General features: G+C 71.7%; 6 protein-coding genes and 1 pseudogene. 6 read left to right on the top strand and 1 reads right to left on the bottom strand.

The window, feature by feature from the left end; translation table 11 throughout:
* Window positions 1–392 precede the first annotated feature (392 nt).
* Window positions 393–4,604, top strand: coding sequence for a bifunctional nitrate reductase/sulfite reductase flavoprotein subunit alpha (locus ABT300_RS34830; RefSeq protein WP_351684505.1), 4,212 nt, complete (start codon window positions 393–395; stop codon window positions 4,602–4,604).
* A gap of 178 nt (window positions 4,605–4,782) precedes the next feature.
* Window positions 4,783–8,730 carry a glycoside hydrolase family 2 TIM barrel-domain containing protein gene (locus tag ABT300_RS34825; RefSeq protein ID WP_351684502.1) on the top strand — a complete coding sequence of 1,316 codons (3,948 nt, stop codon included), beginning with the start codon at window positions 4,783–4,785 and terminating at the stop codon, window positions 8,728–8,730.
* A gap of 151 nt (window positions 8,731–8,881) precedes the next feature.
* Here the strand turns inward: ABT300_RS34825 and ABT300_RS34820 are convergent, their stop codons facing one another.
* A complete protein-coding gene (locus tag ABT300_RS34820; RefSeq protein WP_351684500.1) occupies window positions 8,882–9,208 on the bottom strand; it encodes a DUF6980 family protein in 327 nt (108 codons plus the stop codon).
* Between the two features lie 85 nt (window positions 9,209–9,293).
* Here ABT300_RS34820 and lpdA point away from each other — a divergent pair, with 85 nt between their 5' ends.
* The 4 genes and pseudogenes from lpdA to ABT300_RS34800 all read left to right on the top strand — a co-directional run.
* Window positions 9,294–10,706, top strand: a complete 1,413-nt coding sequence (gene lpdA, locus ABT300_RS34815; RefSeq protein WP_351684497.1) for a dihydrolipoyl dehydrogenase — start codon at window positions 9,294–9,296, stop codon at window positions 10,704–10,706.
* Between the two features lie 133 nt (window positions 10,707–10,839).
* Complete coding sequence (locus ABT300_RS34810) at window positions 10,840–12,126, top strand: hypothetical protein (protein WP_351684494.1); 1,287 nt, start codon at window positions 10,840–10,842, stop codon at window positions 12,124–12,126.
* Window positions 12,123–12,608: a DUF7144 family membrane protein gene (locus ABT300_RS34805; RefSeq protein ID WP_351684491.1), complete on the top strand. Its 486-nt coding sequence runs from the start codon at window positions 12,123–12,125 to the stop codon at window positions 12,606–12,608. Before ABT300_RS34810 ends, ABT300_RS34805 begins: the two co-directional genes overlap by 4 nt.
* A gap of 49 nt (window positions 12,609–12,657) precedes the next feature.
* Window positions 12,658–12,882, top strand: a pseudogene (locus ABT300_RS34800) (Ada metal-binding domain-containing protein); the annotation flags it as partial.
* Window positions 12,883–12,945: the final 63 nt, after the last annotated feature.

Here is a 12,945-nt window from a genome sequence, read left to right as displayed (position 1 = left end):
CCGCGTGCTCGGCCGTCCCGGCGCCCACCCGTCCGCTGTGCCGTCCACTTCTTCGTCCGCTTCGTCGTCCGCGTGCTCGGCCGTCCCGGCGCCCACCTGTCCGTTGTGCCGTTCGCCTCTTCGTCCGCTTCGTCGTCCGCACAGGCTCCTCGTCCGCCGTACGCTCACATCAGGCCGCCCCGCGGTGTGCGCCGGGCTTAACTCCCGGCGGCCGGTCCGGGAGACACCTGCGTAATGCACGGTTCGTACCGTCGCAGAGGCTTGGAGAGGCTCTCGCCGGGCCGATCGTCACAAGGAAGGGGGCGCCCGTGGCCGTGCCGGACCCGCGGACCGACAGCGCGACCGAGACGAAGGTGCGCACGGTCTGCTCGTACTGCGGCGTCGGCTGCGGCATGGTCCTCGACATCGGCTTCGGGCCGGACGGACGTCGGACGGTGCTGAAGGCCTCCGGCGACAAGCGGCACCCGGCGAACTCCGGACGGCTGTGCACCAAGGGCGCGACCACCGCCGACATGCTCGCCGCGCCCGGCCGGCTCACCACCGCCCTCGTCCGCCAGGACCGCGGCGAGGAGCCGGCGCCCGCCCCCGTGGACGCGGCGGTCGCCGAGACGGCACGGCGGCTGCGGGCCGTCGTCGACGAGCACGGCCCCGACGCGGTCGCGCTCTATGTGTCCGGCCAGATGAGCCTCGAAGCGCAGTACCTGGCCAACAAACTCGCCAAGGGTTTCCTGCGGACCAACCAGATCGAGTCCAACTCCCGGCTGTGCATGGCAAGCGCCGGAACCGGTTACAAGCTGTCTCTCGGCGCCGACGGTCCGCCCGGTTCCTACGACGACCTCGACCGCGCGGACGTCTTCCTCGTCATCGGCTCCAACATGGCCGACTGCCACCCCATCCTCTTCCTGCGCATGATGGAACGGGTGAAAGCGGGTGCGAAACTGATCGTCGTCGACCCGCGGCGCACCGCCACCGCCGCCAAGGCCGACCTGTTCCTGCAGATCAGGCCCGGCACCGACCTCGCCCTCCTCAACGGCCTGCTGCACCTCCTGCACGAGAACGGCCACACCGACCACGCGTTCATCGACGCGTTCACCGAGGGCTGGGAGGAGATGCCCCGGTTCCTCGCCGACTACCCGCCCGCGGCCGTCGAGCGGATCACCGGCATACCGGAGGCCGACCTGCGCGAGGCGGCCCGCACGATCGGCGAGGCGGGGGAGTGGACCAGCTGCTGGACCATGGGCCTCAACCAGTCCACGCACGGCACCTGGAACACCAACGCGCTCGTCAACCTCCACCTCGCCACCGGCGCCATCTGCCGGCCGGGCAGCGGCCCCTTCTCCCTCACCGGCCAGCCCAACGCCATGGGCGGGCGTGAGATGGGGTACATGGGGCCGGGACTGCCCGGTCAGCGCTCCGTCCTCGTCGACGCCGACCGCGCCTTCGCCGAGGAGCTGTGGGGTCTGCCCGCGGGCACGGTCAGGGCGGACGGCGTCGGCAAGGGCACCGTGGAGATGTTCCGGAAGATGGCCGACGGCGAGATCAAGGCCTGCTGGATCATCTGCACCAACCCCGTCGCCTCCGTGGCCAACCGCAGGACGGTCATCGAGGGTCTGGAGGCGGCCGAGTTCGTCGTCGCGCAGGACGTCTTCGCCGACACCGAGACCAACGCCTACGCCGACGTCGTCCTGCCCGGCGCCCTGTGGACCGAGACCGAGGGCGTGCTCATCAACAGCGAGCGCAACCTCACCCTCGCCCGTCCCGCCGCCGACCCGCCCGGCGAGGCGACGGCCGACTGGCGGCTCATCGCGGCCGTCGCCCGTGCCATGGGTTACGAGAGCGGTTTCTCGTACGACAGCGCCGAGGAGGTCTTCGAGGAGATCAAGCAGGCGTACAACCCGGCAACCGGTTACGACCTGCGGGGAGTGACGTACGAGCGGCTGCGCGACACCCCGGTCCAGTGGCCCGCGGCCGCCGTCGACGGCGCCGACCGCAACCCGATCCGGTACGTGAACGACGACGGCACGCTCACCTTCCCCACGGCTTCCGGCCGTGCCGTCTTCCATCCGCGCCCGCACGTGGCGCCCGCCGAGATGCCCGACGACGACTACCCGTTCGTCCTCAACACCGGCCGCCTGCAGCACCAGTGGCACACCCTGACGAAGACCGCCAAGGTGGCCAAGCTCAACAAGCTCGACCCGGGCCCGTTCGTCGAGGTGCACCCCGAGGACGCGGCCGCGCTCGGTCTCGTCGACGGCGACTCCGTGGAGGTCGCCTCACGGCGCGGGCGGGCCGTGCTGCCGGCTGTCGTCACCGACCGGGTGCTGCCCGGATCCTGTTTCGCCCCGTTCCACTGGAACGACCTGTTCGGCGAGTACCTCAGCGTCAACGCGGTCACCAGCGACGCCGTCGACCCGCTGTCCTTCCAGCCCGAGCTGAAGGTGTGCGCGGTCTCGCTGACCAAGGTTTCTACACCGGTTACCGTGCTTTCTCCGGCGACCGGGGCCCCGGCCGACCGGTCACCGCAACCCGCCGCTCTCGTCCCCTCTGCCGTCGTCCCCGTCGCGTCCCCGGCCTTCGCCGCCGCCTCCGCGACCGGCGCGCCCGCTGCCCCTCCCAGCGCTGTCGTCCCCGCCGCGGTCCAGCCCTCCGCCGCCGTGTTCGGCCTCGACCCCGTACCGCCGCCGGTGCTGACCGAACGCGAACGGCGCTATCTGGTCGGCTTCCTCGCCGGCATCCCGGCCGGCGCCCCGGGCGTGCCGGTCCTGCCGCCGGACGCCCCCTTCAGCCCCGAGCACGCCCTGTGGGTCAACGGCACCCTCGCGGGCATGTACTCCCGCACCACCGCAGTCCCGGCCACGCCCGCCCCCTCCCCGGACCCGGCGCGACGGGTCGTGATCCTGTGGGCCTCCCAGACCGGCACCGCCGAGGACTTCGCCGCCGCCACCGCCGCACGGCTCTCCGCCGGCGGTCACCAGGCCGCCCTGGTCGCCATGGACGAGGCCGACCCCGCCGCCCTGCCCTCCGACGCCGACCTGCTGCTGATCACCAGCACCTTCGGCGACGGCGACGCACCCGACAACGGCGCCGGCTTCTGGGACGGCCTGGCCGCGCTGGACACCGGGCGCCTGGAGGGCCGCCGCTACGCCGTCCTCGCCTTCGGGGACTCCTCCTACGACGACTTCTGCGGACACGGCCGGCGCCTGGACCGTCGTATGGACGAGCTCGGCGCGGTCCGTCTGACCCCGCGCACCGACTGCGAACCGGACTACGAGACGGAGGCCGAGCTCTGGCTGGACCAGGTGCTCACCGCCCTCAAGGACGCGACGGAGCTGCTGCCCGCGCCCCCCGGCGCGACACCCGCGGCGGCCCCCGGCCCCTTCCCCGCCTCCATCGGTTCGCCGGACGCCGCCGCCGCGGCCCACGCCGCCCCCGCGGCCCCGTCCGTCGTCGCGGTCCCGTCCGCCGCCCCCGCCCGCTCCAGGCGTCCCGCGCCCGTCACCGCCCGGCTCACCGGCAACCGGCTGCTGAGCCTGCCCGGCTCCGGCAAGGAGGTCCGGCGCTTCACCTTCGACACACGCGACAGCGAGACCCCGCTCGTCTACGAGGCGGGCGACGCGCTCGGCGTGCGGCCCCTCAACTCCCCGGACCTGGTGGCGGAGTGGCTGTCCGTCACCGGACTCGACGCGCACGCGCGCGTGCAGGTGAACGGCGTCGGGGAGACGGCGCTCGGCGAGGCCCTGCTGCGCTGCCTCGACATCACCCGGATCACTCCGGCCCTGCTGCGCTTCACGGCCGACCGCACCCGCGACCCGCGCGAGCTGCGCAAACTGCTGCGCCCGGACAACAAGGACGAGCTGGCGAAGTGGTCCTGGGGCCGGCAGGCCGTCGATGTGGCGGCCGAGTCCGGCGTCCGCGCCGGCGCGCAGGAGTGGGCGGACGTCCTCGGGCGGCTGCAACCGCGCCTGTACTCCATCTCCTCCAGCCCGCTGACCGACCCCCACCTCGTCTCGCTCACCGTCTCCGTGGTGCGCTACGAGAACCTGGCCGGCCGGCCCCGGCAGGGCGTCTGCTCGCCCTTCCTCGCCGACGCCGGAGCCGGCGCCGAGGTCCCGGTCCACGTGCAGCGCTCGCCGCACTTCCGGCCGCCCGCGGACCCCTCGACGCCGATGGTGATGGTCGGCCCGGGCACCGGAGTGGCGCCCTTCGTCGGGTTCCTCGAGGAGCGCCGGGCGCGCGGTCACCGGGGTCCCAACTGGCTCTTCTTCGGCGAGCAGCACCGGGCGACGGACTTCTACTACGAGGAGGAGCTGACCGCCCTGCGGGCCGACGGCGTCCTCACCCGCCTGGACACGGCCTTCTCCCGCGACCAGCGCGCCAAGGTCTACGTCCAGGACCGGATCCGCGAGCACGGCTCCCATCTGTGGTCCTGGCTGCGGGACGGCGCGCACTTCTACGTCTGCGGCGACGCCTCCCGGATGGCCAAGGACGTCGACCAGGCCCTGCGCGACGTCGTGGTCGTGCACGGCGGTCTGAGCGAGCCGGAGGCGGCGGCGTATGTGAAGCAGCTCGCCGCCGACAAGCGGTACGTGCGCGACGTCTATTGACGCAAGTCACCAGAAGAGCGCGTGTGTCGCGGGTGCACCAAGTGACGTTGCGCCGAAGAGAGTTGAAATTCGGCCATCGCGGCGCGCCTATGTTCGTTTTATCAACAGGATTGGACACGATCTGACACACCTCGGTCCGTGCACAGCCGCATGGATCGCCCCGAGGAAGGTCGTGGTCATGTCGCACCCGCACGTGTCACCCATGGACCGGCCGGACCGCCCCCGTAGGGCGGAGCCGGACCACCGCCCGCAGGCGGCCGTCAGCCGCCGCCGGCTGCTCGAGGGGTCGGCCGCCGTACTCGGCGCGCTCGCCCTGTCCACGCCCGCCGCCGCCCGCGCGGCCGTGGCGTCCGACGAGGCGGGGGCGGCCGTCGGCGCCCCCGAATGGAACGGCCGCATCGACGTCTTCCGTCTCGGCGTCGAGGCCCCGCACACCACCCTGATGCCCTACGCGGACCTCGCCCAGGCCCTGACGGCCGACCGTACGCGCTCGCCATACCGGCTGAGCCTCGACGGCGTATGGAAGTTCGCCCACGCCGAACGCCCCGACGACCGTGACGTCGACTTCTACCGGACCGACCTGGACGACCGCGGCTGGGACACCCTTCCCGTGCCCTCAGCCTGGCAGTTGCACGGCTACGACCGTCCCATCTACATCAACATCACCTACCCATGGTGGGGCCCCAACGGCCTGGGGGAGGAGGCGCAGCCGCCCGCCGCGCCCACCCGCTACAACCCCGTCGGGCAGTACCGCCGCACCTTCACCGTCCCGCGCGGCTGGTCCGGACGGCGGACCTTCCTCCACTTCGAGGGCGTCAAGTCCGCCCACTACGTGTGGATCAACGGGGCGCTCGTCGGCTACCACGAGGACTCCTACGACCCGGCCGAGTACGACATCACCGCGCATCTGAAGGAGGGCGTCAACCAGATCGCCGTGGAGGTCTACCGCTACTCCGACGGCGACTGGCTGGAGGACCAGGACATGATCCGGCTGAGCGGCATCTTCCGCTCGGTCTACCTCTACTCCACGCCCGCCGTCCACCTGCGCGACTTCCGGCTGGACACCCCGCTCAGCGACGACTACCGGGCGGCCGAGCTGTCGGTCACCGCCAGCGTGCGGGACTACGGCGACAAGGGCGCCGGCCGGTACGCCGTCGAGACCCAGCTGTACGACGAGAAGGGCCACCCGGTGTGGCCGAGACCGCTGGTCCAGGCCGTCGCCCTCGCCGCCGGCGACGAGAGCACCGTCCGGGCCGCGAAGGCCGTGCCCGCGCCGCGCCTGTGGTCGGCCGAACAGCCGAACCTCTACACCGCCGTGCTCCGGCTGCGCGACCCGGCCGGCAAAGTGATCGAAACCCTTTCCCACCGGGTCGGCTTCCGTGAGTTCGCGCTCCGGGACGGCCTGATGCGCATCAACGGCCGGCCCGTCTCCTTCCGCGGCGTCAACCGCCACGAGATGCACCCCCGGCACGGCTCGGCACTCACCCGCGCCGACATGGTCGAGGACATCGGGATCATCAAGCGCCTGAACATCAACAGCGTCCGCACCTCGCACTACCCCAACAACCCGCAGTGGCTCGAACTCGCCGACGAGTACGGCCTGTACCTCGTCGACGAGACCAACCTCGAGACCCACGGCATCCGCGGCCAGTACCCCGGCGACCACGCCGAGTGGACGACGGCCTGCGTGGCCCGCGCCCAGAACATGGTCCACCGCGACAAGAACCACGCCTCGGTCGTCATCTGGTCGCTCGGCAACGAGGCCGGCGGCGGCACCACGTTCAACGCCATGCACGACTGGATCCGCTCGTACGACACCACGCGCGTCATCCAGTACGAGGGCGACGACCGGCCCGGGATCAGCGACATCCGCTCCGAGATGTACGACAGCCCCTCCCGCGTCGAGGCGAGGGCGAAGGACACCGCCGACACCCGACCGTACGTGATGATCGAGTACTCGCACGCGATGGGCAACTCCAGCGGAAACTTCAAGAAATACTGGGACCTCGTGCGCCGCCACGACGTACTGCAGGGCGGCTGGATCTGGGACTTCGTCGACCAGGCCCTGGACTGGCCCACCCCCACCCGCACGCTGTTCACCGAGTCCGGCCCCGCCGCGCTGCGCGGTGAGGTCATCGCGCCCAGCGGCGGGTTCAGCCGCGACAAGGGCGTCTTCGGCGGCACCGTCTTCGCCCGCGACGCGCGGCTCGACCTCACCGGCTCCCTCACCCTGGAGGCCTGGGCAACACCGCACGTAACCGGTTACCACCAGCCGATCCTCGCCAAGGGCGACACCCACTACGCGCTGAAACAGACCGACAGGACGCTGGAGTTCTTCATCTACGGCAGCGGCCAGTGGGCCGCCGTGAGCTGGGCGCTGCCGGCCGGCTGGACGGGCGCGGAACACCACGTCGCGGGCGTCTTCGACGCGGCGGCGGGCACTCTGACGCTGTACGTGGACGGCTCGGTCCGGGCCACCCGGACGACCTCGGTGCGCCCCGCCGTCAACACCGCTCCGCTGTCCCTGGCCACCGACGTCGACAACCCCACCCGGGAGTTCAGCGGAACCGTGCGACGGGCCCGTGTGTACGCCCGGGCGCTGAGCGCCGCCGAGCTGGCCACCGAGAGCCGCGGACCCGGCGACGACGGGGTGCGCTTCTGGTTCGACGCCGCCACCGTCGGCCTCGAGGAGAAGCGGCCCCGCCACCGGACGTTCTACGCCTACGGCGGCGACTGGGGCGACAACCCCAACGACGGCGCGTTCTCCGGCGACGGGATCGTCACCGCCGACCGCGGGCTCACCGGCAAGTCCGCCGAGGTCAAACGGATCTACCAGGCGATCGGCGCGGCGCCCGCCGGCGGCGCCCGGCTCGCCCCGGGCGGAGCGGTCACCCTCACCAACGAGAACCTCTTCACCGACCTGCGCGAGTACGACGGACGGTGGGAGCTGGTGGCGGACGGCAAGGTGGTGCAGCACGGAAGGCTGAGCCGTGCCCAGCTCGACGTGGCGCCGCTGTCGAGCAAGCAGATCACCGTGCCGTTCCGGCTGCCGGCCCGGCCGGCGGCGGGCGCCGAGTACTTCCTGCAGCTGTCGTTCACCACGAGCCGGCACACCAAGTGGGCGAAGGCCGGGTTCGAGGCGGCCCGCGTGCAGATCGCCGTGGACGCGGGCAGCCCCGCGGTCGCCCCCGTGCCGCTGGGCTCCGTCCCGGCGCTCGGCCATGAGGACGGCGCGGAGTCGGTCACCGTCAGGGGCCGGGGCTTCTCGGTCGTCGTCGACAAGAAGACCGGCCTGATCAGCTCCTACCGGGCCGGCGGCGTACGGCTGCTGACCTCGGGTCCGGCCCCCAACTTCTGGCGGGCGCCCACCGACAACGACCGCGGCAACGGCCAGCACACCCGCAACCAGACCTGGCGTGACGCCGGCGCCCGCCGCCGGGTGACCGGTGTGAGCGTGCGGGCGCTGCGCGACCGGGCCGTCGAGATCAAGGTCGCCGGGACGCTGCCCACCACGACGGAGTCGACGTACACCACCACGTACACCGTCTTCGGAAACGGCGAGATCAAGGTCGACAACACCCTGCACCCGGGCGCGGCCTCGCTGCCCTACATCCCCGAGGTCGGCACCCTGCTCCTGCTGCCCGGCAGCCTGGAGAACCTGCACTACTACGGCCGCGGCCCCGAGGAGAACCACTGGGACCGCAACGACGCCACCGACGTCGGCCTGTACTCCGGCACCGTCAGCGGGCAGTGGACCTCCTATCTGCGGCCGCAGGAGAACGGCAACAGGACGGACGTCCGCTGGGTCGCCCTCACCGACGACGACGGCAACGGACTGCTCGTCTGCGGTGAGCCGCTCCTGGAGGTCAACGCCTCGCACTTCACCCCGGAGGACCTGTCGGTCGGGGCTCGGCACGACTACCAGCTCACCCCGCGCAAGGAGGTCGTCCTGCGCCTCGCGCACCGGCAGATGGGCGTCGGAGGCGACAACAGCTGGGGCGCGCACACCCACGACGAGTACAAGCTGTTCGCCGACCGCGACTACGCGTACACCTACCGGCTGCGGCCGCTGACGGACGTCACCGAGGCGACGAAGGCCTCGCGACGGCCCACGGCAACGTCGTAGCAATCGGTTTCAGCACCACCGCCACCCCGGAACGCCCCGGAATCACGGCAAGACCGGGGCACCGGCAACACCGGAAACACCGGAAACGGACAGAGCAGCAGGGTGGGCACGGTCGCCGCGCGCCGGGCGGTGACCGTGCCCACCGGCACGCTCACCCGGCCGCAGTACCGCCGCCGTCCGTCCGCAGCCACCGTTCGTCCTCGAACTCCGGAGGAACCTCGTCCTCCCAGGGGTCGATCCCCCGTGCCTCCAGCTCGTCGAACCACCGGTCCCGCTGCGACGCGGGCAGCCGCACCCCGCACCACGGACAGTGGGTGATCCCGACCGAGGCCGTGCCGCCGTCGTGGACGAGCAGCCCGTACTCCTGGAACTCGGGCACGAACCGCACCAGCGCGTCCGGACACGCGAAAGGGTCGGGGTGCGCCTCGCACCGCTGGTTCACCTGGCTGCTCATCACGTCACAACAGTGTTCGATCACTCACGCATTCTCTCCGGCGACACGGAAGAATCGGAAAGGAACGACGCATCACCCGTCACGCACTCCACGGAAAAGGAAACCTCCCATGGCCGAGCAGGACGAACGCTTCGACGTCGTGGTCCTCGGCGCCGGTCCCGGCGGCTACGTCGCCGCGGTCCGCGCCGCCCAACTGGGCAAGCGCGTCGCCGTAGTCGAGGAGAAGTACTGGGGAGGCGTCTGTCTCAACGTGGGCTGCATCCCCACCAAGGCGCTCCTGCGCAACGCGGAACTCGCCCACATCTTCACCCGCGAGGCGAAGACCTTCGGCATCAAGGTCGACGGACAGGTCTCCTTCGACTACGGCGAGGCCTACCGCCGCAGCCGCAAGGTCGCCGACGGCAGGGTCAAGGGCGTCCACTACCTGATGAAGAAGAACAAGATCACCGAGTTCGACGGCCGCGGCGCCTTCGTGGACGACCGCACCCTCACGGTGACCGGGGGCGACGGGGAAACACGCACCATCGGTTTCGACGCGTGCATCATCGCCACCGGAGCCACCCCGAAACTGCTGCCCGGCACCAAGCGCACCTCCCGCGTGGTGACGTACGAGGAGCAGATCCTCGCCGACGACCTCCCGCAGTCGATCGTCGTCGCGGGCGCCGGCGCCATCGGCATCGAGTTCGCCTACGTCCTGCACAACTACGGCGTGAAGGTCACGATCGTCGAGTTCCTGGACCGGGTCGCGCCCCTGGAGGACGCCGACGTATCCGCCGAACTGGCCAGGCAGTACCGGAAGCTGGGCATCGACGTGCTCACCTCCACCCGCGTGGAGTCCATCGACGACTCCGGGCCGCAGGTGCGGGTGACCGTCACCGGCAAGGACGGCGCCCAGCAGGTCCTCGAGGCCGACAAGGTGCTGCAGGCGATCGGCTTCGCCCCGAACGTCACCGGATACGGCCTGGAGAACACCGGCGTCGCGGTCACCGGACGCGGCGCGATCGACGTCGACGGCCGCTGCCGCACCTCGGTCCCGCACCTCTACGCCATCGGCGACGTCACCGCGAAGCTGATGCTCGCGCACACCGCCGAGGCGATGGGCGTGGTCGCCGCCGAGACGATCGCCGGCGCGGAGACCATGGAGCTGGACTACGCCATGATCCCGCGCGCCACCTACTGTCAGCCGCAGATCGCGAGCTTCGGGTACACCGAGGCCCAGGCCCGCGAGCTCGGCCACGACGTCAAGGTGGCGAAGTTCCCGTTCACCGCGAACGGCAAGGCGCACGGCCTCGGCGACGTCACCGGTTTCGTGAAGCTGATCAGCGACGCCCGGTACGGCGAGCTCCTCGGCGGCCACCTCATCGGCCCCGACGTCACCGAGCTCCTGCCCGAGCTGACGCTGGCCCAGCAGTGGGATCTCACCGTCCACGAGGTCGCCCGCAACGTCCACGCCCACCCGACGCTGGGCGAGGCCGTCAAGGAGGCGGTGCACGGCCTGGCCGGTCACATGATCAACATGTAGCGGGCCGGGCGCCGGCGGCGGGGTCGTTCACCCGGACGGCCCGGCCGCGCTCGCCGCCGCCGCACGGGCGGGGTGTGCTGGCAACGACCGGACCCACCCGGGACCGGCGGAGCCGACGGCGAGGGAGTGCGGCATGGCGGAGAGCGGTGTTCCCGCCGACGCGGAGCTGGCGATGCTCCGGGCGCGCGTCGCGGCGCTGGAGGCGGAGCGCAGCCGTCCGCCCGCCCACCACCGGGTCCGCTCGGTCCTGGCGGTCGTCCTCATCGTCCTCGGCTGCGTCCTCGCCCCGCTGGGGCTCGTGGCGGCCTGGACGTCCAGCATCGTGGGCGACACCGACCGCTATGTCGCCACCGTGCGCCCGCTGGCGGCCGACAAGGACGTCCAGAACGCGGTCGCCGACCGCGTCACGGACGCGCTGATGGAGCGCATCGACCTCACCGCGCTCCTCCAGGACGCAGCCCCCGCCCAGCGGCCCCTGCTGGAGAAGGCCCTCGGCAGACTCGGCCCCTCGCTCGAGGACGCCGTCCGCAGCTTCGTGCACGACAAGGCGCAGGCGATCGTCGCCTCCGACGCCTTCCAGAAGATCTGGACCGACGCCAACCGCAGGATCCACAGCTCCGTCGAGAAGGCGCTCACCGGCAGCGGCGGCGGCGCGGTGAAGATCAACAACGACACGGTGACGCTGGACCTCGCGCCGGTCGTCGACCAGGTCAAGCAACGACTCGTCGACTCCGGCCTGACGATCGCGGGGAAGATCCCGGAGATCCACACCGACTTCACCGTCGTCAGGTCCGAGGACATCGGCAAGGTCAAGACCTACTTCCGGGTGCTGCAGCTGGTGGGTTTCTGGCTGCCCGTCGTCGCGGTCCTGCTGATCGCGGCCGGCGTCCTGCTGACGGCGCACCGCCGCCGCGTCCTGATCGTCGCCGCGCTCTGCTTCGCCTTCGCCACGCTCCTCCTGGGCGTCGCGCTGACCGTCTTCCGGGTCGTCTACCTGGACGCCCTGCCGGCCGGCGTCTCCCAGCCGGCCGCCGGGTCCGTGTACGACACGCTCGTCCGGTTCCTGCGCACCTCCGTGCGGTCGGCGGTGGCCCTCGGCGTGGTGATCGCCCTCGCCGCGTGGCTGACCGGGCCCGGCCGGCACGCCGAGCTCGTACGACGGCTGTGGCACTCGGGCATCGGCGCCGTGCGCACGACCGCCGATCACGCCGGACTGCGCACCGGCCCCGTCGGGCCGTTCGTGGACCGCTACCGCACCTGGATCACGTGGATCCTGGCCGGGGGAGCCGTCCTGGCCTTCCTCCTGTGGCCCTACCCGACGGGCTGGGTCGTCGTCGGTCTCGCCCTCGCCCTGCTCTTCGCGCTGGCGATCGTCGACTTCCTCGCGACCCGGCCCCGCCGAGAGGACCTCCCCGCATGAGCGCGCACCCTCCGGCCGGCGGCCCGCACGGCGAGATCGGCGCCGCCTGGTCCGCGCCGCGCGGCGGACCGCACCCGCCCGGCCCGGGCCGCCGGCGGCTCGGCGACGGCATCGTCTTCGCGGGCGTCCTGATGCTCTGCAGCGGCGTGCTGGCCGTCCTCCAGGGCATCGCGGCCATCGCCGAGGACGACGTCTACGCCCGGATCGGCTCCTACGTCTACGAGCTCAGCCTCACCGGCTGGGGCTGGATCCACCTCACGCTCGGCGTCCTCGCCGCCGTGACCGGCGCGGCCCTGCTGCGGGGGATGACCTGGGCACGCTTCACGGGCGTCTTCCTCGCCGCGCTGAGCCTCGTGCTGCAGTTCCTGTTCCTGCCCTACGAGCCGCTCTGGTCGGTCGTCGTCATGGCGGTCGACGGCTTCGTGATCTGGTCCCTGGTGTCCTGGCAGGAGCGTGCGGCGGCCCCGGCCACACGACGTTGATGTCGGATTCTCGCCAGCGCCGTCGTGTTCCCCCGACGATGCTGGACCCATGCAGAACGGGATGCACACGGACCGCGAACGCTGTGTGCGCGCTGTCCGGTCCAAGGACGCGCGCTTCGACGGCTGGTTCTTCACGGCGGTCGTGACCACCGGAATCTACTGCCGGCCGAGCTGCCCGGCGGTGCCGCCCAAACCGGAGAACATGGTGTTCCGGCCGAGCGCCGCCGCCTGCCAGCAGGCCGGCTTCCGCGCCTGCAAGCGCTGCCGGCCCGAGAACGGACGAGCGGCGTGTAGGGAAATAGTGTTTACGTAGTTGTGTATTAATCGGTGGGCGCCG

This window comes from Streptomyces sp. NPDC001027, assembly GCF_040299045.1.
GTDB lineage: Bacteria > Actinomycetota > Actinomycetes > Streptomycetales > Streptomycetaceae > Streptomyces.
Note: the sequence above shows the minus strand (reverse complement) of the source record. Positions and strands in the feature narration are given on the sequence as shown.

Bases quoted from the DNA above. Each gene is read 5' to 3' on its own strand.
- ABT300_RS34825 (WP_351684502.1), top strand. From the start codon at position 4,783: ATGTCGCACCCGCACGTGTCACCCATGGACCGGCCGGACCGCCCCCGT.
- lpdA (WP_351684497.1), top strand. From the start codon at position 9,294: ATGGCCGAGCAGGACGAACGCTTCGACGTCGTGGTCCTCGGCGCCGGT.
- ABT300_RS34830 (WP_351684505.1), top strand. From the start codon at position 393: ATGGTCCTCGACATCGGCTTCGGGCCGGACGGACGTCGGACGGTGCTG.
- ABT300_RS34805 (WP_351684491.1), top strand. From the start codon at position 12,123: ATGAGCGCGCACCCTCCGGCCGGCGGCCCGCACGGCGAGATCGGCGCC.
- ABT300_RS34810 (WP_351684494.1), top strand. From the start codon at position 10,840: ATGGCGGAGAGCGGTGTTCCCGCCGACGCGGAGCTGGCGATGCTCCGG.